Origin of the sequence: Mucisphaera sp. (genome assembly GCF_965279675.1) — a bacterium.
Taxonomy (GTDB): domain Bacteria; phylum Planctomycetota; class Phycisphaerae; order Phycisphaerales; family Phycisphaeraceae; genus Mucisphaera.
The window spans coordinates 927,799-951,083 of sequence record NZ_CBDIIJ010000002.1 but is presented as its reverse complement, the minus strand read 5'-3'; the positions used below and the strand labels follow the sequence as shown (position 1 = coordinate 951,083).

Annotated in this window: 19 protein-coding genes and 1 tRNA gene; 11 read left to right on the top strand and 9 right to left on the bottom strand. The window is 58.5% G+C overall.

Annotation, left to right across the window (positions count from 1 at the left end):
- Positions 1-14 precede the first annotated feature (14 nt).
- Positions 15-1,637: a family 16 glycosylhydrolase gene (locus ACQZAB_RS04220; RefSeq protein ID WP_428387362.1), complete on the top strand. Its 1,623-nt coding sequence runs from the start codon at positions 15-17 to the stop codon at positions 1,635-1,637.
- 100 nt (positions 1,638-1,737) lie between these two features.
- Here the strand turns inward: ACQZAB_RS04220 and ACQZAB_RS04215 are convergent, their stop codons facing one another.
- Positions 1,738-2,421, bottom strand: coding sequence for a hypothetical protein (locus tag ACQZAB_RS04215; RefSeq protein ID WP_428387360.1), 684 nt, complete (start codon positions 2,419-2,421; stop codon positions 1,738-1,740).
- Between the two features lie 103 nt (positions 2,422-2,524).
- On the opposite strand from ACQZAB_RS04215, the gene ACQZAB_RS04210 reads away from it, so the two are divergent.
- Positions 2,525-3,594 (top strand): IS3 family transposase gene (locus ACQZAB_RS04210; protein WP_428387358.1). Its coding sequence is split into 2 segments (ribosomal slippage): positions 2,525-2,783 and positions 2,783-3,594, totalling 1,071 coding nucleotides; the frame shifts between segments, so codons are not numbered across the junction.
- Here the strand turns inward: ACQZAB_RS04210 and ACQZAB_RS04205 are convergent.
- Positions 3,581-4,219: a hypothetical protein gene (locus ACQZAB_RS04205; RefSeq protein WP_428387357.1), complete on the bottom strand. Its 639-nt coding sequence runs from the start codon at positions 4,217-4,219 to the stop codon at positions 3,581-3,583. The two genes, ACQZAB_RS04210 and ACQZAB_RS04205, sit on opposite strands and share 14 nt — an antisense overlap.
- A 225-nt stretch (positions 4,220-4,444) precedes the next feature.
- Between ACQZAB_RS04205 and ACQZAB_RS04200 the strand changes: the two genes are divergently transcribed.
- The 3 genes from ACQZAB_RS04200 to ACQZAB_RS04190 all read left to right on the top strand — a co-directional run bounded on the left by ACQZAB_RS04200 (position 4,445) and on the right by ACQZAB_RS04190 (position 6,615).
- The gene (locus ACQZAB_RS04200; RefSeq protein WP_428387355.1) at positions 4,445-5,914 is read left to right on the top strand and encodes an ABC transporter substrate-binding protein; all 1,470 of its coding nucleotides are present in this window, start codon (positions 4,445-4,447) and stop codon (positions 5,912-5,914) included.
- A 185-nt stretch (positions 5,915-6,099) separates the two neighbouring features.
- Complete coding sequence (locus tag ACQZAB_RS04195; protein WP_428387353.1) at positions 6,100-6,327, top strand: hypothetical protein; 228 nt, start codon at positions 6,100-6,102, stop codon at positions 6,325-6,327.
- Positions 6,328-6,402: 75 nt separating this feature from the next.
- Positions 6,403-6,615: a hypothetical protein gene (locus ACQZAB_RS04190; protein WP_428387352.1), complete on the top strand. Its 213-nt coding sequence runs from the start codon at positions 6,403-6,405 to the stop codon at positions 6,613-6,615.
- Between the two features lie 434 nt (positions 6,616-7,049).
- Here ACQZAB_RS04190 and ACQZAB_RS04185 read toward each other — a convergent pair whose 3' ends face one another.
- Positions 7,050-8,297, bottom strand: coding sequence for a hypothetical protein (locus ACQZAB_RS04185; protein ID WP_428387350.1), 1,248 nt, complete (start codon positions 8,295-8,297; stop codon positions 7,050-7,052).
- A gap of 191 nt (positions 8,298-8,488) precedes the next feature.
- Between ACQZAB_RS04185 and ACQZAB_RS04180 the strand changes: the two genes are divergently transcribed.
- Complete coding sequence (locus ACQZAB_RS04180; protein WP_428387348.1) at positions 8,489-9,916, top strand: hypothetical protein; 1,428 nt, start codon at positions 8,489-8,491, stop codon at positions 9,914-9,916.
- A gap of 3 nt (positions 9,917-9,919) precedes the next feature.
- On the opposite strand, the gene ACQZAB_RS04175 is transcribed toward ACQZAB_RS04180, so the two are convergent.
- The 3 genes from ACQZAB_RS04175 to ACQZAB_RS04165 all read right to left on the bottom strand — a co-directional run bounded on the left by ACQZAB_RS04175 (position 9,920) and on the right by ACQZAB_RS04165 (position 13,976).
- Complete coding sequence (locus ACQZAB_RS04175; RefSeq protein WP_428387347.1) at positions 9,920-10,657, bottom strand: SOS response-associated peptidase; 738 nt, start codon at positions 10,655-10,657, stop codon at positions 9,920-9,922.
- Positions 10,629-12,113 (bottom strand): hypothetical protein, encoded by a 1,485-nt coding sequence (locus tag ACQZAB_RS04170; RefSeq protein WP_428387345.1) that lies wholly within the window; start codon positions 12,111-12,113, stop codon positions 10,629-10,631. Before ACQZAB_RS04170 ends, ACQZAB_RS04175 begins: the two co-directional genes overlap by 29 nt.
- Positions 12,114-12,392: 279 nt before the next feature.
- Positions 12,393-13,976, bottom strand: a complete 1,584-nt coding sequence (locus ACQZAB_RS04165) for a hypothetical protein (protein ID WP_428387343.1) — start codon at positions 13,974-13,976, stop codon at positions 12,393-12,395.
- 1,102 nt (positions 13,977-15,078) lie between these two features.
- Here ACQZAB_RS04165 and ACQZAB_RS04160 point away from each other — a divergent pair.
- Genes ACQZAB_RS04160 through ACQZAB_RS04150 form a run of 3 tightly spaced genes read left to right on the top strand, consistent with a single transcriptional unit; the run spans position 15,079 to position 17,256 of the window.
- Positions 15,079-15,300, top strand: a complete 222-nt coding sequence (locus ACQZAB_RS04160; protein WP_428387342.1) for a helix-turn-helix domain-containing protein — start codon at positions 15,079-15,081, stop codon at positions 15,298-15,300.
- Between the two features lie 23 nt (positions 15,301-15,323).
- Positions 15,324-16,994 carry an AAA family ATPase gene (locus ACQZAB_RS04155; RefSeq protein WP_428387340.1) on the top strand — a complete coding sequence of 557 codons (1,671 nt, stop codon included), beginning with the start codon at positions 15,324-15,326 and terminating at the stop codon, positions 16,992-16,994.
- A gap of 37 nt (positions 16,995-17,031) precedes the next feature.
- On the top strand, positions 17,032-17,256 hold the full coding sequence (locus ACQZAB_RS04150; protein WP_428387338.1) for a helix-turn-helix domain-containing protein: 225 nt from the start codon (positions 17,032-17,034) through the stop codon (positions 17,254-17,256).
- On the opposite strand, the gene ACQZAB_RS04145 is transcribed toward ACQZAB_RS04150, so the two are convergent.
- The gene (locus tag ACQZAB_RS04145) at positions 17,247-17,525 is read right to left on the bottom strand and encodes a hypothetical protein (protein ID WP_428387336.1); all 279 of its coding nucleotides are present in this window, start codon (positions 17,523-17,525) and stop codon (positions 17,247-17,249) included. The two genes, ACQZAB_RS04150 and ACQZAB_RS04145, sit on opposite strands and share 10 nt — an antisense overlap.
- A gap of 189 nt (positions 17,526-17,714) precedes the next feature.
- Complete coding sequence (locus ACQZAB_RS04140; protein WP_428387334.1) at positions 17,715-17,858, bottom strand: hypothetical protein; 144 nt, start codon at positions 17,856-17,858, stop codon at positions 17,715-17,717.
- Between ACQZAB_RS04140 and ACQZAB_RS04135 the strand changes: the two genes are divergently transcribed.
- Complete coding sequence (locus tag ACQZAB_RS04135) at positions 17,835-18,680, top strand: tyrosine-type recombinase/integrase (protein WP_428390135.1); 846 nt, start codon at positions 17,835-17,837, stop codon at positions 18,678-18,680. The two genes, ACQZAB_RS04140 and ACQZAB_RS04135, sit on opposite strands and share 24 nt — an antisense overlap.
- On the opposite strand, the gene ACQZAB_RS04130 is transcribed toward ACQZAB_RS04135, so the two are convergent.
- Positions 18,634-18,706, bottom strand: a tRNA-Gly gene (locus tag ACQZAB_RS04130). The genes ACQZAB_RS04135 and ACQZAB_RS04130 overlap by 47 nt on opposite strands.
- A 181-nt stretch (positions 18,707-18,887) precedes the next feature.
- Between ACQZAB_RS04130 and ACQZAB_RS04125 the strand changes: the two genes are divergently transcribed.
- Positions 18,888-23,237: a beta strand repeat-containing protein gene (locus tag ACQZAB_RS04125; protein ID WP_428387333.1), complete on the top strand. Its 4,350-nt coding sequence runs from the start codon at positions 18,888-18,890 to the stop codon at positions 23,235-23,237.
- Positions 23,238-23,285: the final 48 nt, after the last annotated feature.

Below are 23,285 nucleotides of genomic sequence, written 5' to 3'. Positions count from 1 at the left end.
ATCGGAGCCCGCCCATGTCGTCCGGACGGACCCAAGCCCTCGCCCCCACTCTCGCATCCTGCCTGCTTTTTCTGGGAGCCACCAGCCTGCACGCCGATCCCCTCGATCGACCCGGCTTCAACTTCGCTTGGGAAGAAACCTTCTCCGGCACTGCCATCAACACCGACCTCTGGAACGTCCTCAACCGACGCGACAGCTTCAACAACGAAAAACAGTACTACCTCCCCGAGCAGGTCGCCGTCGCCGATGGCAATCTCGTCATCACCGCCACCGACGAACCCTTCGCCGGCAAGGCCTACCGCTCCGGACTCGTCCGCACCAAATTCGAACAGACCTATGGCCGCTGGGAAGTCCGCGCCAAACTCCCAACCTCACAGGGCATGTGGCCCGCCATCTGGCTCCTCCCCGATGAGATCGCCCATCCCTGGCCCACAGGCGGCGAGATCGACATCATGGAGAACCGCGGCTCCAATCCCTTCACCACCTCCTCCGCCTACCACTGGGGACCCTCCTGGCCATCGAACTTCCTCTACGGTGAGTACCAGGAGATCAATGCCCAGGGACAGGCCGTCAACTTCCACGAAACCTTCAACACATACGCCGTCGAGTGGGAACCCGAAGAGATCCGCTTCTACGTCAACGACAACCACCACTTCACCGTCCACGAAAGCGCCGCGCCCATCTCCGACGCCCCCATGTCCCTCATCATCAACCTCGCCATAGGCGGTGACTTCGGGGGCGACCCCGATGCCTCTTCCTCCTTCCCCCAACAGATGGAAGTCGACTACGTCCGCGTCTGGGAACTCGACCAGACCCCCCAGCCTCCATCACTCCGAGGCCCCAACCAGATCGCCAACGCTGCCTTCGAAGACAACCTCAACGGCTGGAACCGCTTCGGCGGCGGAGCCAACGTCGCCCTCTCCACCCAGCAAGCCTTCACCGGCGACGACGCCCTGAAATTATCCGGCAACTTCTCCAACGCCCTTAATTACTCCGGCGTGGCCCAAGGCTTCACGGTCACGCCAGGCGAACGCATCGAGCTCTCCGCCAGCGCCTTCGTCGAAGAACTCGACGCCCTCGGCGGCACCGACAGCTTCGCCACCATGAAACTCGAGTTCTACTCCACTTTCGGCGGCGGCTTCGGCTCACCCGCCATGATCTCCGTCCTCGAAACCACCATCGCCGACGACCAGACCATCCCAAACGATTGGCTCCTCCACACCCTCGAAGCCGTCGTCCCCCCTAACGCCGTCGAAGCCCGCATCGCCTTCGTCTTCGGTCAGGCCAACTTCGCACCAGGCTCCGTCTACATCGATAACGTCGCGCTCCGCACGCTCATCGACGCACTCCCAGGCGACGCCAACACCGACGGCAACGTCAACCTCATCGACCTCTCCATCCTTGCCGCCCACTTCAACCAACCCGGCCCCTGGACCGATGGCGACTTCAACGCCGACAAGACCATCAACCTCATCGACCTCTCCCTCCTCGCCGCCAACTTCGGCCAGTCCGCACTCCCCATCCCCGAGCCCGCTGCAACTTCACTCATCCTTGTACTTTTCGCCGGCAAGCGACGCCGGATGAGACCACGCCCCGAACAGCATCAAGCAGAGCACGCCCGTTGCCACGCTCACTGAACACGCACGGCAAGCGAGAGACTGAATCAATAACCAAAAAACCGCGCACCCAATCAGAATGCGCGGTCGCTGCAAGACACATCAAGGCTTTCACCCTGGTTCAACGACGACGAAGCAGGCCCACACAACCAACAACCAGCAGACCAGCGACCGCAGGCTCGGGAACGCTCGCCACAGCCCCGAAGTTGGAGGCCAGCAATGAAAGATCGATGAGGTCGACCACGGTGTCGGTGTTGAAATTGCCGCCCGCCCAACCAGACGCGCCATTGAAACTGGAAGCAAGCGTCGATAGATCAATCAGGTCAACAAACGAGTCGAGGTTCGCATCGCCCGGGAGTGTTCCCAATACCCCACCGACCATCTCGCTCAGATCCGCATCATCCACCACGCCAGAACCATCCACGTCGTAAAGCAGATCAGCAGACCCATCACGAATCGCCCCTGTCAGCAGATCGATATCGGCCGCATCCACGTCGCTATCACCATCAAAATCACCCAGCAACCCCGAAAACACAGGGGCAATCATGATGTTGTCAATGCCATAGCCCGTGCCATAGCCACCAAAGCCAAGCACCAGACCATCCGTGGGATCGGTGAGCGTGAACGCCTGCGTCAACGTGGCCGTCGTCTGACCGTCAATCTCCACATTCACCAGGTCCGTTACGGTGGCATTACCAACGCCGGTGGCTCCAAAGCCAGCCGCCAGGCCATTCGTCGCCAGATCGATGGAAATACCATCGGAATCCTGCTTGGTGCCAAAATCATTCGCCGCCGCAATGTACAAACGCTCGCCACCATTTGTCGGGCTCGCAAGGACTGGCCTGCCCCCCTCAATCTGATCCGTTTCTTAGACTTAGTTCTGAGGCATGGATCAAGGAGGATCAGGCATGGGACGCAAGCGTCATTCGGCGGAGGAGATCGTCAACAAGCTTCGTGAGGCGGAGGTGTTGATGAGTCAGGGGGCCTCGGTGGCTTCGGTCTGCAAGCAGATCGGGGTCCACGAGCAGACGTTCTACAAGTGGCGTCGCGAGTACGGGGGTCTGAAGACTGACCAGGCCAAGCGGTTCAAGGAACTGGAGCAGGAGAACGCCCGGCTGAAGAAGCTGGTGGCGGAGCTGAGTCTGGACAAGCAGATCCTTGAGGAGGTGGCTCGGGGAAACTTCTGAGCCCGCGCAAGACGCGTCAGGCGGTCACGGCGGTTCGTGACCGCCTGGGCGTGTCCGAGAGGCGGGCTTGTCAGGTTCTCAAGCAACCTCGTTCGACGCAGCGTTATGCGCCGAGCGAGCGTGATGATGAGAAGCCGCTGACGCGTCGGATCATCGATCTGGCAGCGGCGTTCGGGCGTTACGGGTATCGGCGGATCACGGCGTTGCTCAGACGCGAGGGCTGGGATGTGAATCACAAGCGTGTCGAGCGGATCTGGCGTTGGGCAGGGCTCAAAGTCCCGAAAAGACAGCCTAAACGCGGTCGGTTGTGGCTCAACGATGGTTCCTGCGTACGCCTTCGACCGACGCAAAGGGATCACGTCTGGGCGTACGACTTCGTTGAGGACCGGACCCGGGACGGCAGGAAGATCCGGATGCTGGTGGTGGTCGACGAGTTCACGCGGGAATGCCTGAGCCTTGACGTGGCGAGGAGGCTGCGGCACGACGACGTGCTCGAAAGGCTGGCGAAGGTGGGCGTGAAGACGCTCTTCATCGAGCCGGGGAGCCCTTGGGAGAACGGGTACGTCGAGAGCTTCAATGGGAAGCTCAGAGATGAGCTGCTGGCACGAGAACAGTTCGACACGCTCAGAGAGGCGAAGGTGCTCATCGAGCGTTGGCGGGTTCACTACAACACGATCCGGCCTCATTCGTCGCTGGGCTACCGCCCGCCGACGCCGGAGGCCTTGGTTCCAGAGCCGCCCTCCGCTACGCTAAGGGCGGCTCTGGAACCCCTGGAGTTCAGCCAGTGGTAAGCGTTACGACTGGCACAAGCACCGGGGGCAGGTCACGCTGACGAACGTTGTACCACTCGATCATCTGATCAATCAGCTGCTGACTCGGATTGCTCTGCGGCCCCTCACCCTTCAGCAGGTGCCAGTCCCCCTCCCAGTTACCCAGATAGAATCGCTTCCCCGAACCACTGTAGGTCGTCAGAAAATACTGCGTTAAATCATAGAAAGACTGATAGTCAGTCAGCTGCTCGGCCTGCGTGTAGTCTCCGTTGTTCCACCCGTTCCGCGCCTCGCTGTAAGCCCAGAAGTGATAATGAGAAAAATCCATGTCCAGCACCTGCTTGAACTGACCCGTCTGAACTAGCTCAGTCAGATTGTTGGACAGCCCATCCATGTCCGCATACTTGTCGTCGTTCAGCGACAGCTTGATCAGATTCGAACCCATCTCGCGGATACGCTTGGCCGTCTCGACCAGCAAACCTTCATCCGTAAAACTGTAAGTCGGCTGGATCGTGTGAGTCCCCAGAAGCGTGTTGTAAGCCGCGAAGGGATCAGGCGACGATGCAGAGGCCATGCCGCCACCAAAACAACCCAACGCCACGGATAAACACGCCAAACGCAGCGACAAACCACTTGTAGGAACCATGAGAAAATCCTGAAAGCTCCCCAAAAAGGATAACACCGCCCCAACCAATGACCGGCCGCTAATACGACAACTCCACGCCGTTTCAGGACATCTCGACGCCCAGCACGCGAAACCGTGTCATCATCCAACAAAACCCTGCTACCTTCCTCCCAGCAACCGTGACTCAGTCAGATTCCCACCAGACCATCACGAAACACCGTCAGTGACCGCACGGAGTCGTAAACCATGACCTCAGGAAGCCACCGGTCCCTAAACAGCCTCGCCCGCCTGACCGGCCTGATCTGCCTGCTGACAATACTCACCGCCTGCGGAGAACAAGCCGAACAACGCACCGCAGACGGCCGAATCATCCTCAACTACTGGGAAAAATGGAACACCTTCGAAGCCGAAGCCATGCGACGCGTTGTCGATGACTACAACGCCTCCCAGGACCGTGTCCTCGTCAAATTCCTCTCCGTCAGCTCCATCGATCAGAAAGTCCTGCTCGCCACCGCAGGCGGCAACCCCCCAGACATCGCAGGGCTCTGGAGCTACCTGATCCCCAGCTACGCCGAGAAAAATGCACTCACCCCACTCGATGGATACGTCCAGCAGGCTGGTATCCAGCCAGACGACTACTACCCCACACTATGGGATGCCGTCACCCATCGCGGGTTCGTCTGGGCCCTGCCCTCCACACCCGCCACCGTCGCGCTCCACTACAACAAGCAAAGCTTCCGTGAAGCCGGTCTCGACCCCGAACAGCCACCCACCTCCATCGCCGAACTCGACGCCATGGCCGAAAAGCTCACCATCGTCGAACTGACCCGTGACGGCCAGAAAGTGCAGGTCCGCTACACGGATATGACCGACCAGGAAAAAAGCGACCTCGCCGACGACCGTAAATCCTCCCAGTTCCGCATTATGCAACTCGGACACTCACCCACCTACCCCGGCTGGTGGCTGCCCATGTGGGGCTACTGGTGGGATGCCTCACTTGTCAACGAAGAAGGCACCCGGGTCACACCCGATTCCCAAGCCAACATCGAAGCCATGCAATGGATCGCCAGCTACACCAGAAAGTACGGCAGAAACAACATCCTCGCCTTCGGAAGCTCCTTCGGTAACTTCGGATCACCCCAGGAACCCTTCCTCACAGGACAGATCGCCATGGTCATCCAGGGCGTGTGGATGTACAACTTTGTCGATCAGTTCGCGCCCCGACTCGAATGGGGAGTCGCTCCCTTCCCCTCTGCCGATCCTGAGAACATCCCCAACGTCACCGTCATCGATTGCGATGTCCTTGTCGTACCAAAAGGTGCACGATATCCCGATGAAGCCTTCGCCTTCATCCGGTACGTCAACACACAGGGGCCCATGGAGAAACTCTGCCTCGGTCACCGAAAGTTCAGCCCTCTCGTTGATACCAGCGAACGATTCCTACAGGACCACCCCAACCCCTACATACAGACCTTCATCGACCTCGCCGCCAGCCCCAACGCACGCACCACCCCGCTCATCCCCCTCTGGCTCGAATACAACACCGAAATGAACGTCAACATCAACTCGATCTACCGCGGGTCAGTCGAACCACACGAAGGAATGGCCCGCGTCCGAGACCGAATACAGAAAAAACTCGACCGCGCAGTCCGACGCTGGAACCTCACCAGCGAAGCCCGCCTCGCCGAATGGCAGCAGTACCGCAATAACCACTGACCCCTCACCCAGCCACCTCACCGAAGAAACGCCTCCACTCACACACAAACCTCCCCCCAACCCATCCACAGCCAGAACCCCTCCCCCGAGCATCAACGCATCAGACGAAGACTCAACAGAACCACACCGCACCCCGCCAAAAACAACCAAAGCGGGCGAAGGGACTCGAACCCTCAACATTCAGCTTGGAAGGCTACCAGCCCGCCGCAGAAGTACTAGTAAACACAAGCACTTATATCCAAGCAGCCTCCACCCCCACCCATACTCCCACCTCATCCACCCGTTTTGACCCCATGGCGACGCCCGCCGACAGCGACCTCGGGGAGATAGCCGCCGCATGGCCCAGCCTGCCCGAGGCCATCCGTCTGGGCATCCTCGCCACCGTCAGGGCCGCCGCTGAAACGTCCCGCTAGGTGCGCGTTCACTGACGCTGCCCTTGCGTTTTTGTCTTGTTCCACCCGTCAGCATCAACATCAGAGGAGACCGCCATGCTGCCAGTGACCCCCCGCCCCGAAGATCAGGCCAAGCCCATGATTCCCGAACGCTCAGAGCAGCTCATCGCCCAGCTCGACGCCTTGGTGCCCGAGAGCACCGCGCAGTCCAGCGTACAAGGCGAATTCGGTGTAAGGGCCATCGCCGACTACATACAGTCAAAGCGGATCTCTGCATGGGGAATGAACTCAAGCGGACCGCAGATCTAAGCGACAGATACAACCAGACTCAGCAACCCTCCGCCTCACGAAGCTTGTTCAAAATCTCCTCCGCCGAATGACGCTTGCGTCCCATGCCCGCTCCTCCTTGATCCCTCACTCAGAACTAAGTCTAAGAAACGGATCAGATTGAGGGGGGGGCAGGTCACTACCTCCAAAGCATCCCCGATACACCCCGGCGAAAGATCAAGCGGTTGTATCGGGAGAGATGTGGCGGAAGTGCTCTTTCGTTGAACGATGTCAGACGGGAATGGCTGGCTGATGCGATCTTTGCGGTAGAGGACGAACTGGAGTCAAAGAACGGTGGCGTCAGCCGCACCCGAGATGGTGAAGAGACCCTCAACGCCGACTCCCCAGCCGTAGTCGCTATGAGGACGGCTAGGAATCGGCTTTACGATGAGCTTGGGTGGAATGAGTAGGGCTCTTCAATCCGCTAGATGATTCTTACGCAGAGCGACCTCAATAGAAGCGTAAGCAAAACGGCTTCTGCTCCGCAGCGATAGAGCAGCAAGCAAACTCATTCCCATTAACTGGCCTGGCTCAGGTATGGATGCAACCCACCCTGCGACTTGGCCTTGAGGATTCATGCCGTAGCCAGAGATCACCGTGCCGTCATCCGATACGCCCGTTGCTACCTGTAGAGACCAGCCTTGAAGATCGATACCTTCATCAATCAGGGCATCTGAGAGTGCTCTCATGCCGCTATCTGCGGTCCAAATGAAGGCGCTCAGGCCGCTCCGACCCACGATCGTTTCACCATCGCCACTGATATCCAATGCTTCACTTGCACTGTCGCCCTCTAAGAACCCCAGTGATTGAAAGCCCTCTGATTCAGTCCAGCGGTATGCCAGGGGGTCACCAGTTACGGTTCTGCGATCAAGCGTGTAGTCACCGAAACCGACCATAACTTGGCCATCATCACTCATGGCTGTCGCTCGACTGAACTCTGAAACAGGTGTAAAGCCTTGGAGGTACCGTTCATTGCCCGATGGCGGCAGGATGTAACTGTAGACCGGGCCTGAGCTGCCAAACGTAAATGACCCAACTAGCGTTGTTCCATCCTCGTTCATGCCATAGATACGTCGTGGATTTATGAGCGGGCTGAACTGACTCAGCTCCGTAAGTCCAGTGTCACGCGTCCAGCGAAAGCCGTCTTCACGTGCCTCTGAAGCTCCCGTGCGCAGGATATCTGCATAGCCCCCAATGACCGAGCCATCATCGCTGACGGACGTAGCGAAGCTGAAGTTCACACCATCTGATAATTGCCCTAGGCCTTCGTAGCCCTCTGTTGATGTCCAGCGAAATGCTTCTGCACCCGAGCTTTTGCTGAAGAAGAAATCGTTGCCAAGCGTGCCGACCACAACAGAACCATCCTGATTCGTAGCAGTAGCAGCCGCGCTAGATTCTCCAGTCGGCAGTTGCCCGAGTAGCTGTACGCCTTCATGAGCAGTCCAGATGATCGCCTGTGTTGAGAACTCATTACTCCCGGTTGGGCTCCATGCCTGGAAGCCAACAACGGTAGAACCGTCACCGCTTACGCCCAGTGCACGAGCAAAAGGGAGGCCTTCATCAAGAAAGTCAATCCCGACAAAACTTGGCGATACTGCGTACAGGCAAGTCGTCGAGTACAGCAGAAAGCTAAAAGCAAACAAGATCCCTGGACGAGTACTCATCTTTCTTTCTCCTTTTGAACAAAATCGTACCACAGACATGTGCTGCTTTGGATTCACTTATTGAGTGGCGTTAGGCGAATGACAAACAGTGAAGATATGGAGATCAGAAGGAAATGCTGTTACGATCTTGCAATCTAGAGGCGTTTTTTTCACAGTCGTGAATAAGCCAAATCGCTCGCAAGGAGGTCGTTGTGCCGCGTGTATCTCTATTCTCACTATCCGAGGCCTGTTTGACGGCTTGCCTAGTTGTAGCCCTCTTCTTCGCTACGCCTGTTTCCGCCAGCGTGTTCAACCTGCCAAGCGATACGCTTCCCGAAGTCCTACCAGCTGATGCTGTGATCAATATCTACGCTGAAGGCAACATGCCAGATGTTGGGCCGCTCGGTCACATTAAGCGGGTCAACCTTATCGGAGGGAGCTTGTCGCTGTCGAATAACATGAGCTGGTCTTACGATGAGTTAGGGGTGTACTCGGGACAGATAATTCTTCCGTTAAACGGTGCGCCGGATGAGCTAGTTGTACGACAATCCGGTAGGTTTGAACTCTGGGGCGGTGAGCTTATTGATAATGTAGATGGCGGATTACTTCTTGTCGATAGTATAGTAGATTATCACGCGCGTCTTAGTAAGAGCTTGGTCAATGTGCAGGGCGGAACCGTTAATGTTTATGGGAAATCCGAACCGAATTTAAGGAGTTTCCCTTTTGCAGATGAGGTAATCATACTCGGGGGTAGTACGCAAAGTGCTCCATCAAAGAATCTAGGCGAGGGGCTAACATTCATGTACGATGGATATTTGGGCAATGCCTACGACACTAACCTTACCATTTATGATGGTATATTGGGTGATTACAGTGTTGATGGTCCTGCTCTAGAGCAATCATTTCTTACTATGTACGGAGGCGAGGTGCGGGGTGATGTCATCATGGCTTTTCAGCACATCGCCGATCTATATGGTGGGGTTATTGACGGTGAGATGAGAGCGACAGCAGGATCAATTGTTAACATACGCGGCGGCACTGTGGCAGGCAATATTACGGCATCTGAATTTAGTGAAGTCAATGTGTATGTCACGCACGCTGAAATTGATGGCGTACCCATTGACTTGATGTCGAATCCTGTAACCACTCTATCAGTAGACGATGGTGATATGTTAAATGCTATACTTAGTGATGACAGTATCTTTGATTTTGCGCTTAGTGATGACTACAGCGAATCAACCGATATGCTTCTTACGTCTAACTTTCGGGTAATTAATGGCGCGTTCAATGCAGATACCAATGGTGATGGTTCTATTGACGTATTCGATATCGATACTAGTGAGGATCACGATTCCTATATTGCTTTCATGGGCTATGAAAGGGGCGATGTAGACGTATCAGGCGAAGTAGATCTCATTGATCTGTCTTTCTTGGCGAGCAGTTTTGGACGTAGTGTCGGAGTACGCTGGATCGATGGTGATTTCAATAACGATGGTGTCGTCGATCTCGCTGACCTGCCCATCTTGGCAACCAACTTCAACACAACGCCTATGCCAGTGCCTTCGCCAGCACCTGCCCCTTTGCTTGTTGCGATATGGGCTATGTCTGGTGTGTCGAAGCGCTCGCGAGCTAACAGGTGAAGCCTAGTCCTCGAATAGCGAGCTCTGCTTAACCGGCAACTCTCTTGGCAGGTCAGTCGCTTCGCCATCCGCATCAAGAAGACTCGGCCCCTCAGCACCCCGCTTGCTGATTCGACGGGTGAGCGGAGTCGCGAGTAGCTCTGATGCCTGACTCGCATCAATCAACCCCGGCATTTCCTCGAAATCAAAGTCATCGCCAGACATCCACTCCTCTTGCCTCTCAGTCGGGACAATCAAAGGCATGCAGTGCTTCCTGGGCCCGTGGTTATGCACCCATGCCATGAGGCCATTGGCCGGGTGTGTGAGGATGAGCGCTCCTCCTCCGTCCTGCCATGAATCCCACAACCCACCGAAGGCGAAGGGTTGGCCAGATTTCAATGTCAGCGAGTAGGGTTTCTTTGAGCCGTCTGCCAGCTCCTGCCACTCGTAGAAGTTGTCTGCGGGTACGAGGCAGCGTCGAGTACGAAGGAGCTTCCTGTAGACCGGACCTGGATACTGATCGTTCTCAAGCTGTTCAACTCGACCGTTGAACCACGGCTTTCGATCAGGCCGCTTCGACAGGTTCCAGCTCATCAGCTCAGCGCGAGGCTTCTTGCCGCTCTCTCCGGCAAGGACCGCAATCGGCATGGTTGGAGCGATGTTCCAACGAGGAGCCAGCCCAAAGTCATCAAGAATCGACTCGATCCCAAAGGCAGCTGCCAGCTCTAAGAACTCACCGAACTGTCCGAGACGTCCGCACATGGGTTAAGAGTAGGCCGAGCAGAGGTAGGGTGGATGCTGGTTCAGGCACCTTCGGCGAGCCTGCACTAAAGTTCGATGCGAGCAGCGATAGGTCTGTGAGATCCACGGCGCCCGAGCCATCTGCATCGCCTTCACTCCAAGTCGCTGAATCTCCAAAGGAAGAAGCCAAGACGCTTAGATCCCTTAGATCAACGCGATCGTCATGGTTGAAGTCACCGCTCAGAATGATGTCTAGGGCATCGATATTGTCATCCGCAATACGTACTGGTGGACCAGAACCTGAGTTAACAGCCACCCCAAGAGATTCAGCGGTCGCATAGATCGCAAACGAGCCATTGAAGTCGGTGAAGAAGATATCGGCTTTGCGGGGATCTATAAGATCCTTGTCATTCGTTCCATAAAAGCCGTTCGGGGAGAGTGAGAATAGCGCAAAGTCGATACCCGGTTCCATGACGCCACGCGTTCCGTTATCCCAGATCGTTAGCGCATCGATACTCGGATAGTTCTTGAGGACTTGAACAAGGAAATTATCGATTGGCTCAATGGGTCGAATTGGAAGACTGCTTGTTATCGACTCAGCAGATGCAAACACCGAAATCTGACCGGCGGCATCTCTGAGGTAGATGTCCATTGAATGAAGTAAATCTCTTTGCGTTGCTGTGTTCTGCCTCACCGCTTCATCAGGCGAAATGGTGAAGTAAATGTCTTCGACAAGTTCACCTTCATTAGTTGCCAATCCCCTAAGGATCATGCTATCGATATTGTCGCCAGTGGCATCCAGTGAAGGGCTAGTGTCTTTGTGATCACCGGCTTTGCGCAGCCCCAGCTTTTCGTACCCATCAACTAAAAGCCGATTGCCTGTGAACGTATCTTTATGGCCGACAACACTCGCGATATACCCCTGATCTGGAGGTAACGTGCCACGAAGCGTAAATGGGTCCGTGTATGTAGAGGTAGTCCTAAACACATCGGTAGAAACACTACTCCAGGGACGTGTATAGCCGCGTTCATGTACATCGCCTGTCGCACTAGATTCGCTCGAACGGAAATATTCTTGTCCCTGATAGCGATTAACGCTAAAGGCCAGGTTGAGTGCGCCACCTGATGGCCCATGGTCCGCTAGGTTCTTCGACAGCGAGTCAATGTAGGAGAACGACCTTGAATCATCTGTAAGCGTGTTTGTAAACGCTTGAAAGACCACACCGACTCTTCTCTCGCTATCTGTCCGGAATCCCCAAGCATCTCCGTCTGGCGTGAAAGCCGCTAGGGTCGGAGAGCCTGTGGCAAAGCTGGGCGTGTAGTAGGGCGAGTCCGCTGATCCACCCGGAAGGATGCCGAAGGCAGAGGAGCGTGGATTAGACGGGTTGTCGTCTAGGCCGAAAACTAAGCTCGAAGGCTGATAAGCATTAGCAGCATTAACTAATAGAACAAAGATGCATAAGGCCACACGCAGCATCCATACTCGGGCTAGACACATTGCACGTTCCTCCGTCTTGACTGGTTCGTGATACATGTACCAGTACGTCGCATACTGCTGCACGGTCTCTCAGGATTCCAGCAACTACAGGATACATGGGTAAATCCTCTGCAGGGATGTTCAGCGACATAGACAGCTGTTACAGCAGCGAGTTATTCAGCCACGCCACTGGATCGCCAACTACATACAGGCCAAGGCCGAGCGACGCATGGTGAACAAGCTCAAGCGGCTGGCAGAGCGGGGTTATGTGGAAATGAGCTAGAGCAGACGCCTATCTCGACGACGCATCCCCCCAATCGCAAGGACACCGGCTGTCATCAGGCCTCCTACAGAGGCCTCCGGGATGCTTGCTGAATATCCGAAGTTGCTCGCAAGGATCGACAGATCAGTCAAGTTGACCTCACCCGAGCCATTGAAATCGCCGTGCTCCCAAGTGCGGGGGAACTCGCCGAAGTTAGCGGCCAGTATCGAAAGGTCGATCAGGTCTACCTCTAGATCGAGGTTGGCATCACCATATGCCGTACCGATGATGGATGTCAGCATGAAATCAAAATCGGTCAGACCAACACTCCCTGATCCATCAAGATCAAGTGAATTGTCAGTTGACCCGCTAGCAATACCTGTCAAAAGAGAATTGGTGTCGTCTATATCAATGTCAGCATCGCGATCTAAGTCGCCTGGAAGTGCGAAATCATAGACGTAGGCACTACCTGAAGAATCTCCATCGTCATCATCGCTTCGGCTTCCGACCAAAGTAAATGCGCCTTCGATGGCAACAGCATGCCCGAACTGGTCTTGAGATGCCCCACCTTCGGGTGCAAGCTTAGCAATCTGATTGCCAGTTGTGATATCGAACAGGTAAACGACGCCGGAGTTAATACCAGACTCGGATTCACCCGATAGCGCCCCGACAACTGCTATGTCTCCACTTAGACCCACGGAGTATCCAAAGTTGTCGCCGGGAGTACTGTTCTCAGGTATAAGCCTGCCGGTCTGTAGGCCAGTAGCCAAATCAAACATATAGACGACACCCGAGGCCGTGTAGACACCCGAGGGTTGACTCTTGCTGAAGGTCCGGTTGCCTACAAGTGCAGTGTGGCTATTCAACGCGACCGACCGGCCGAACTCGTTCTGAGGGATGTCATCGTCTGGCAACAGCTTGGCGACCTGAACGCCGGTTGCAATATTGAACAGATAGGCGCTACCCGCATTATTCCCGTTTTCATTATCATTATTCTCACTTCCAATAAGAGCGGTGTTCCCGTACAGCGCGACTGACTGCCCAAACCAATCATTAAAACCTGGATCCTCGGGATACAACTTCCCAACCTGATTGCCACTAGCAACATCGAAGAGATACGCACTGCCGGTTCCGTCGTCACCAAACGCCCCGACAAGTGCCACACCACCGCTGATAGAGACCGAGTAGCCGAAGGAATCCTGTGCAGCCCCGTCGTCTGGCAACAGCTTGGATATCTGATGACCAGTAGTGACATCAAAGAGATAGGCGCTGCCGGATCGATCGCCATTGTCGTCATCCCCGAAGGCCCCGACGATTGCGGTGTTGCCGCTGAGTCCAACAGAGATGCCAAAAGTATCGCCAGTCGCACCGTCATTAGGCAGGAGCTTGAAAAGCTGAGCGCCCGTAGCTAAATCAAACAAATAGGCACTGCCCTTGCTGTCGTCACCAATGCTGCCCACAAGCGCAAGGCCTCCGCTGATCGCGACTGATGAGCCAAAGGAATCGCGAGCTGCGCCATCGTCCGGCGTCATTTTGAAGGACTGCTCCCAATCAGCATGCGCAACTCCGGGCGAGAGCATGGCTAACGCTAAGTAGTACAAGGCTGGAAGGGAACGGCGCCGAGACTTGCGCTTCCTCGACCTTTGGCCTATGGATATGTCCTCAACAGCCCCTGGTCGCTTCTGAAGCAAGCTACGACCGCGACCCGCCCCCGCAAGCCCTGTCCATCGGAAGCTCATGGCGACTCCTCTCTAGAATTTAAAAAGACTTCATGCTCCCATATGCGAGTGCTTGCGTCAAGAGGACACTGAGACAAACCAAGCGAGCTTGCTCTTGCCAGCCATACTCACAGACCACCCGAACGCGCCCCCCCCCCGATCTAGAGCAAGTCATGAGTGCAGACTACATGACTTGCTAGCAGATTATTGCTTTACGGAAGGTGCTATGAACGGAACGCGACCCCACGCCAGCCCACGCACCGAACCGCCCCTGAGAGCCTCAGAACGCGGCTCTGTGGCAAGCTAGCGAATCATTGCTCTAGTATGGGTGATATGAAGGACCCCCTCCGCGAGCCGCACCCGGCCCATGGCCATCACGCAGAGTGAACGATGTTCTTGTCATGGCCGAGATTTCTTGCTTTACCGACCAGAATATGAACGCAACGCAGCCCCACGCCAGCCAGCACCCCAGAGGGGCGGCAGGTGGGCACCCTTGCAGCTTCTTGCTCTGGTTCACGGGTTATGAACGCAGCGCACACCCACGCCATCCGACACCGCAGAGCAGCAGCTAGCGGTACCGAAGGGATCACCTTTGCGGCTTCTTGCTTTGGTTCTACTGCTATGAAGGGAAGCTCTCCCGAGCCGCCCAAGCCCTCCACCGCCGTGCCTCATGCCCCCCGCCCAGCATGGCGTCACCCAGCCCCTGTAGCAACGTCTGTGCTTCCGAACGCGGCAGCTTGCTGAGGTGGACGGGATATGAAGCAAGTGCGATCCAGTTGCCGCATGACTGACCTGCCCCGGATTTTTTCCGAGGGGCACGCGCGGCCTCTCAAGACCTAAGGCATCCCGCGAGGAGCCCCCCTTCCCCCCTCGCCCTAGCTGAGCCCTGAGGGTCGCCGCCCCAAGGGCACCCCCACCCCCACAAACCTCAAGCGTTGGCCGCGTCGGCCACCGTGCTCTACCCCCCCCCATTGGAGATGCTTCCATGAATGAGCAGGCTATCACTGCGCCCGAACCGACCCCACCCATCAACCTCAGACCGAAGGACGCCGCCAGAGCCCTAGGCATCAGCCGCCGGAAACTCTGGGAACTGACTGCCGACCAAGGCAGCGGTATCCCCCACCTCCGCCTCGGCCGTGCAGTCTTGTACCCCGTCGATGCCCTCAAGGCCTGGGTGGCCGCTCGCACCGAAGGGGGTGTGAAGTGAAGGATACCACACAAACTCCGGAAGTGAACAGTGTTCCTGGCAAGTCTGAGACCCCGCGACGAGGCGTTGTCCTCATCCCAATGAGCCAGATCGAGCCACGCGCCGTGCAATGGCTCTGGCCCCGACGCCTGCCTCTGGGCCGCATCAGCATGCTGGTGGGACGCCCCGGCGAGGGCAAGTCGTTCCTCACGGCAGACATAGCCGCTAGGGTCGCAGCCGGCCGCGACTGGCCCGATGGATCACCCTGCCCTCAGGGGTCAGTCATCATGCTCTCCGGCGAGGATGACCCCCACGACACCATCCGGCCACGCCTCGATGCTCATGGGTTCGACAAGGACCGAGACGGTGACCGAATCGCCGTGCTCAAGGCGTCCTACATCACCGACGAGACGGGCAAACGCACCGAGCACCCCATCAACCTCTCCGACATCGACAACGTGAGAGGCGCCCTCGATCGGATGCCCGACTGCAAGCTGCTCATCGTCGACCCCATCGGCACCTACATGGGCGGCAAGACCGACACCTACCGCGACAACGAAGTCAGAGCCATCCTCACCCCGCTGGCCACCCTCGCACAGGAGCGAGGCGTCGCCGTCCTGGTGGTGGCTCACCGCCGCAAGTCGGCTGGCAGCAACGCCGACGAGATGGCCATGGGCTCCAGAGCCTTCACCGGCATCGCCCGAGCCGTCTGGCACCTCAGCCGCGACGCCGACCACAAGGACCGCAGGCTGCTTCTGCCCGGCAAGAGCAACCTCGCGGCACGCAGCACCGGCCTGGCCTTCACCATCGGCGGCAACCCCGCCTGCCTCTCATGGGAGCCCAAGGCCATCGATATGACCGCCGATGAGAAGATGTGCGAGGAACTCAAGGCCGAACGATCAGCGGGCAACCAGAAGCGAGGCCCCGAACCCTTCGCCGTCACGGCTGCGAAGAACTTCCTGGAGCAGGAACTCAGCGACGGGCCCCTGCCTGTGAAGGAACTCAAGAGCAGAGCCGCCGCCGCAGGAGAGTCATGGGCCAGTGTCACAAGGGCGAAGGCAGACATCGGCATCCAGCCTGTCAAACGCAGCGACGGGTGGTGGTGGAGCCTGCCCAAGGCTCGATCCGAGGCCCCGGAATATCAAGGTGCGCAGGTTTCTGGAAACTTGAGCATCTTGCGCACCTTAGGTTCTGAGCCTCTCAGGGAGGATTCTGTCAGTAACTTGAGCACCTTAGAAAGCCAAGATGCTCAAGATGCTCAAGATGCGCAGGTTTCTGAAGAACTTGAGCACCTTGCCCCGGAGGCGGACCCATGGCACGAGATGAACGACGATCAGGCCCCCAGTCCAGCCGAACCGCGGCTCGATCATACTGGCCACGGCTACTCGGCCTCGTTCCTCGACTTCCTCGATCACCTCGCCTCGGCCCTCGACGCGGGCACCATCCTCCACCTCGACCCTAGCGACCCCACAAGCAGGCCCCGTATCCGCCACAACGATGAGCGGCTGCTTCGCGGGCTGCGAGAGCACTGGAGCCAACTCAAACGCTTCTGGGAAGGTGACGGTCTGCCCGACCCCAGTGCTGGCACCGACGCCGGAGACCTGCTCTGGGAGAGGATGGCCCTCATGGAAGCGGACGACATCGACACCACCACCGGCAGCCCCGGCTGGATACGGGCTCACACCGAGGCCCTTAGAGCTTTCCCCACGTCCTGATACTTGCATTCATGCAATTATCTGCTATCCTTGGGGCATGCCGAGCCTCACCGACGCCATCAGGCGGGCCATCACCACCAGCGCAGAGACGCGGTATCGCATCGCTCAGGGCTCTGGCGTCTCTCAGGCCCACCTCTCGCGGCTGGTTCGGCATGAGTCGGGCACCTCCATCGAGAATGCCGAGCGGATCGCAGACTATCTCGGGTACGACATCAAGCTCATCCCCCGCCCCCACAAAGCCAGACGAAAGCCTCAAGCATGAACCGACGACCCAGAAGCAAGGGCTCCGGCTCCCTCCACAAACGCGGCCGCACCTGGATTGCCCGCTGGTACGACCACGACGGCAAGCGACGCGAACGATCCACTCGCACCCACGACAAGACCGCCGCCGAGCGTATCCTCGCCAAGCTGGTGGCCGATGCCGCACTCCGCCGCGAAGGGGTGATCGACGCCCATCAAGACAGGGTGATCCATGAGGGGCGACGCCCCATCACCGAAGTCATCGCCGCCTACGTCACCCACTGCGAGCATATCCGGCAGGCCCCGAGGAACGTCAGCCAGAAGCAGCGTCACCTCACCCGCCTCGCCCGCGATAAGTCACTGGCCCGCCTCTCTGACCTCACCTCCGATGCCCTGGAGCAGCACCTCTCTCAGCTTGCCGAGCAGGGCCTCTCAGCCCGGACCCTTAACCACGTCCGCCAGAACGCCGTCGCCTTCTACTCATGGGCCGTCAAGACCGGCAAGGCCGAGCGCAACCCCCTCAAGGTGGTGCCGCGTCAGGATGAGAGCCGTGACCGCCGCCGCGTCCGACGCCCGCTCACCGATGACGAGCTGGCCCGGTTGCTGCAAGTCGCCCGCAACCATGGCAGAGAGGCCTGGTATCTCGCGGCTGCTCTGGCTGGCCTCCGCAAGGGTGACCTCCAGCGGCTCACCTGGGCCGATATCGACTTCGAGCAGGGCACCCTCACCGTCAGAGGCGGTAAGGCACGCCGAGAGGACACCCTGCCCCTACACCCACGCCTCGCTGCCGCCCTTAAAGCCCTCCAGCCTGAGCGACGCCTGAGCCTCAGGGGGCTCGGTGCCGAGAGGGTGTTCCGCCAGACCGTGACCGACCGCACCCGTATGAACGACTTCTACCGGGCAGGCCTCGCCGAGAGGGTGGTGGTCTGTGATGAGCAAGGGCAGCCCGAACGCATCGGTAAGGGACGCCATCGCCGCGACAAGACCCGGCTCCAACTCAAAGCCGATGAGCAGGGCCGAGTCGCCGACCTCCATGCACTGAGGACAACGCTGGGAACCAACCTCGCCCGTGCCGGAGTGAGCCCGCAGGTTGCTCAGAAGATCATGCGCCACAGCGACTATCGCACCACCCTCAGCCACTACACCGTCCTCGGTCTCAGCGATACATCCAAAGCCGTGGAAGCCCTGCCACTACCCGACGAGCAAGAGCAAACCATGGCGACGGGCACCGACCATGCCACCTCAGACTCCCACCCCAACTCCCACCTCATCCAGTGCGATTCAGTGCAAGATGCAGCAACACAACGCATCACCGAAGCGCACGGCACCGCATGCTCTAGTGAGCGTAAACCCCTGAATCATGCTGCTATTAGCGACACTATGCGAGTCGATGCATCAAAGCGGGCGAAGGGACTCGAACCCTCAACATTCAGCTTGGAAGGCTGACACTCTACCAATTGAGTTACGCCCGCAGAGCCTCCAGAGTGTACCAATCAACACCAACAAGGCCACCCAAGACACGCTGACCAACCAGGTTCACATCTAATAATCCCATTATTTTTTTGATGCCACAAGCCCCCTCAGGGATTACGCTTACACCTCCGGAATAAGAAGTCCGCAATCGCACATCGCACGCCCATGGAGAAAGACCCCATGCGTCACCCCGTGACCCTCAGCACCCGCTCCGCCCTCGCCGCAACCCTCGCCCTCACCCTTGCCCAGACCACCCAGGCCGTCGATACCACCTGGATCGACATCGCCGGCGGCTTCTACGACACCGGCAGCAACTGGGATACCGGATCCGCGCCCACCACCGGCGACCTCGCCATCTTCGACCTCCCGAACACCTACACCGTCCGCTGGGACAGCCTCACAGGCAACACCAACTCCACCGGGCTCCGCGTAGAAAACGGCGATGTCGCATTCGAGAGCTCAGGCGGGACGTTCGAACACACCTCGGGCGCCTCCGTCTTTGTTCAGGACGACGGCAGCCTCTTCCTCCGCAGCAACCACATCCTCGATATCAACGCACCACTCACAATCGTCCGAGGCGGATTCCTCGAGACCTCCGGCTCCGCCCGACTCGAGGTCGCAGGCACGATCAACGTTGGAACCGCCAGCGGCGCATCCGCCGTCCTCGACATCGACGGAGCATCAACCCTGGACGCACCCAGTTCGAGCGTGTTCCTGGGTACGAACGGCGCAACCGGCAGCCTCAATGTCTTCAACGGTTCGACTGCCACCGTCGGCGCCATCGGCGCAGCCATCTCAAGCTTCACCAACTCATCAGCATTCATCAACGTCGAGTTTGGCGGGCAACTCGAAGTGGCCAACAACATCGATCTCAGGGGTGGCGGCCTCTCAGGCCAGACCGTCGAGCTCAACGTCGAAAACAACGGAACCGTCGATGCCTCGGCCGGCGCCGGCGAGACCCTCGTCGGCACGAACAGCTTCAATGGCACATCGATCATCAACGTCGGCACCGACGGCAACGGCGGTGACCTCCTCACCGGCACCGGCGGCATGTCGATCAACCGCAACGGCACCGTCAACCTCGCTAGTAATTCAGGGTCCCTTTCAAACCTTCAGGTCAACGGCAACCTCGACATGAACGCCGGAACCCTCAACATCAACGCCTTCGGAACCCTACGCCTCCGGAACAACGGCGTCATCACCGCCACAAACGACGCCGCCATCAACATCCCCAGCGGCTTCGCCTACGCATGGAACGACCAAGGCGGGACCCACCGCTTCTTCTCCGGCTCGCAACTCAACGCCGCCGGCTCGTTCAACGTCAGCAACGGATCAGGTGTATCCAGAAACTTCATCTTCGATGGGGCCGACACCCTGCTCGATGTCTCCACCCTCAACTTCTTCGCCGGCGCAGGCACAGGCGTCGAAGCCAGAATCCAACTCCAGAACAACGCGACCGCAAACCTGGGAACCGTCCAGATGCGCAACGGCCTCGCCGGCAACAGCAGCCGCGGCCTCTTCATCGTCGGATCAGGCGCAACCGCCAACATTAGCAACGCCCTGCGCATCGGCTCGCTCGCAGACGGCGTCGCCACCTTCGAAGCCATCGCCGAGATCGAAGGCGACGGCTCCCGCGTCACCGTCCAGGGCCAGACCACCGTCGGCAGCAGCTTCGCCAACGGCACCGGCACCCTCAACGTCGGGGCCTTCACAACCGGCGCCAACACACCCGCCACCCTCGAAGCCATAGGCGGACTCTTCGTCGAAGCCGAAGGCGAAGCCCAGATCGGCAGCGATCCCAATACCAACAACGGCCAGATCATCGTCGGCAACACCTTGACCATCAACGGCGGCACGCTCTTCGCAAGAGGCACCCAGCCCATCGTCTTCAACCCCAACACCAGCCTGGTGATCAACGGTGGAGAGATGACGCTCACCAGCGATGCCCAAACCTTCAACACCAACGGCATCAGCAGCATCAACGTCAGCAACGACGGCGAACTCAACATCAACCGAGACTTCGAGCTCACCGCATCAGGCTCAAATATCGATGCCGTCGTCACCGGCGTCGGCTCCAGCCTCAACGCCTTCGGCAACACCCGCATCGGCACCGGCGACGGCTCCGGCACCATAACGATCGATCAGTTCGCCAGCGCGCGCTTCAACAACATCGACATCGGTGCCTCGCTCGACCCGGCCTCCTCAGGCCGTGTCATCCTCGATGGACCCTTCGCCTTCGGAAGCGGCATCGCCACCATGTCTGTCGACAACGACATCACGGTCGGAACCACCGGCACCCTCGGCACCCTCGACATCTTCGCGCAAGGCGGAGCAATCCAGGTCACCGGCAACATGACCGTCGGCAGCGCCGCCGGCACCACCGGCATCGTCAACATCCAGGGAAGCACAAGCGCCCTCGTGTTCGCAGAACTCGCTGTCCAGGGACAACTCACCATTAACCCGACAGGCACCATCAACATCGGCGGGCCAAGACCCGGCCAACTCACCACCACCGGCATTCTCAGAACCGGCAACCTCATCGTCGACGGCGGAACCATCAAAGCTGATGCCACCAGCTTCGGACTCAACATCGATCCAAACGGATCACTCCTCGCCCGCTCCAACGCAACCGTCAACCTGCAGCACCAAATCGAAACCTCCTCCAACACCACCTACACCTTCGAAACCGGAGCCCAACTCCTCGCCCGCGACTTCAACGCAGCCACCGTCGGACCCACCGACCTCATCTTCGACACCAACGCCAACGCCGACTTCACCGGCCTCTTCCAACTCGCCTCCGATACCGGCTTCGCCGGCGCAAAGGGCTCCCTCAGCATCCAAAGCGGCGCGACCGTCACCATCAACGGCGAAACACGACTCGGAACAGCCCCCGAAGCCGACCGCGGAGCCGAAGTCCTCATCACCGGCCAGGGTTCCACCTTCACCAACACCCAGCTCACCACCATCGGCACCACAGCCGGCGGCCCCGAAACCACCATCACCATCGGCCCGGGAGCCACCTACGAAGCACACACCGTCCGCTTCAATCCCACAGGCACCATCATCGTGTCCGGCGGCATCTTCAAAGCAAATGCCATCGACAGCCTGAGTAACTTGGGCCCCATGCCTTTTGACTTCCGCTGGGGAACCATCGAGTTTGACTCATCTGTATCCGTCTCCGTTGCCGACCTCATGCCATCGACAGGCGTCCTCGAACTCGGACCCGCTCAACAGTTCAACGCCAACTTCCTCAACATTGACCCGCTTTCAGCCGTGGTACTCAACGGCGGCACCCTTCAGGCAGTCGTCGTCAATGCCGCAGGCCAACTCGACTTCCGCTCCGGCACCTTCCAAACCGGCCTGCTCGCCATCACCGAGAACGGACGCCTGGGCCGAAACCTCACCCTCAACAGCACCCAATCGCTAGAAGTCACCTCCGAACTTACCGTCGAAACCGACGGCATCCTCAACCTCGACAACACCACCATCACCACACCCACCTTCATCAACCGTGGACTCACCCGTGGCGACGGACTCATCAAGAACGCCGTCTTCACCAACGACATCACCGGCGAAGTCAGAGCCGAAGCCGGCAAACTCCTCAGCTTCGTCCAGGCCGCTCAAACACAAACCAACAACGGCCGCATCACACTCCTCGGCGGCACCCTCGAGTTCTCCGATCAGCTACAGAACAACGAAGACATCCTCGGCCAGGGCACCCTCAAAACCGCCGGACTCACCAACAACAACCGCATCATCCTCTCCGGCGGGCCCACCCAGTTCTTCGGCGACACCACCAACAACGACACCATCCGCATCTCCGGCAACAGCCAGGTCACCTTCTGGGACGACGTCGACAACGTCTCCGGCAACGAGTTCCGCATCTCCGAAGGCTCCTCCGCCACCTTCTTCGGCACCTTCGCCCCTGGACCCGGCACCGTCGGCACCGGCGACGTCTTCATCGAAGCCGACCTCACCCCGGGAGCCTCCCCGGGCATCTCCAACTTCGGCGGCGCACTCACCTTCTCAAACGCAGCCGCCCTCGAAATCGAACTCTCCGAAACACTGGGCGACCAGGTCAACGTCGCCGAAACCCTTGAACTCAACGGCACCCTCAACATCCTCCTCTTCAACGGCTACACCCCCAACCCGCTCGACACCTTCACCATCCTCACCGCCGACGAAATCACCGGCACCTTCGATCAGATCAACGGCCTCGCCCCCGCCGGCAACCTCGCTTGGGCTTACGTCCAGACCGACACCGAAGTCACCCTCACCGCCACCCTCCCAGGCGACGCCAACCTCGACGGCAACGTCGACCTCATCGACCTCTCCATCCTCGCCAGCAACTTCGGCAACCCAGGCGGCTGGACCCAGGCCAACTTCAACAACGACACCAACATCGACCTCATCGACCTCTCCGCCCTCGCCACCAACTTCGGCCAATCCATCAACCCCATCCCCGAACCCGCCTCACTAGCACTCCTAAGCCTCGGCCTCCTCGCCAGCAGAAGAAGAATCACAACCTAATACACCCACTTTCCAACGGAAACCTTGCGATCAGCGCCAGCACCCCTA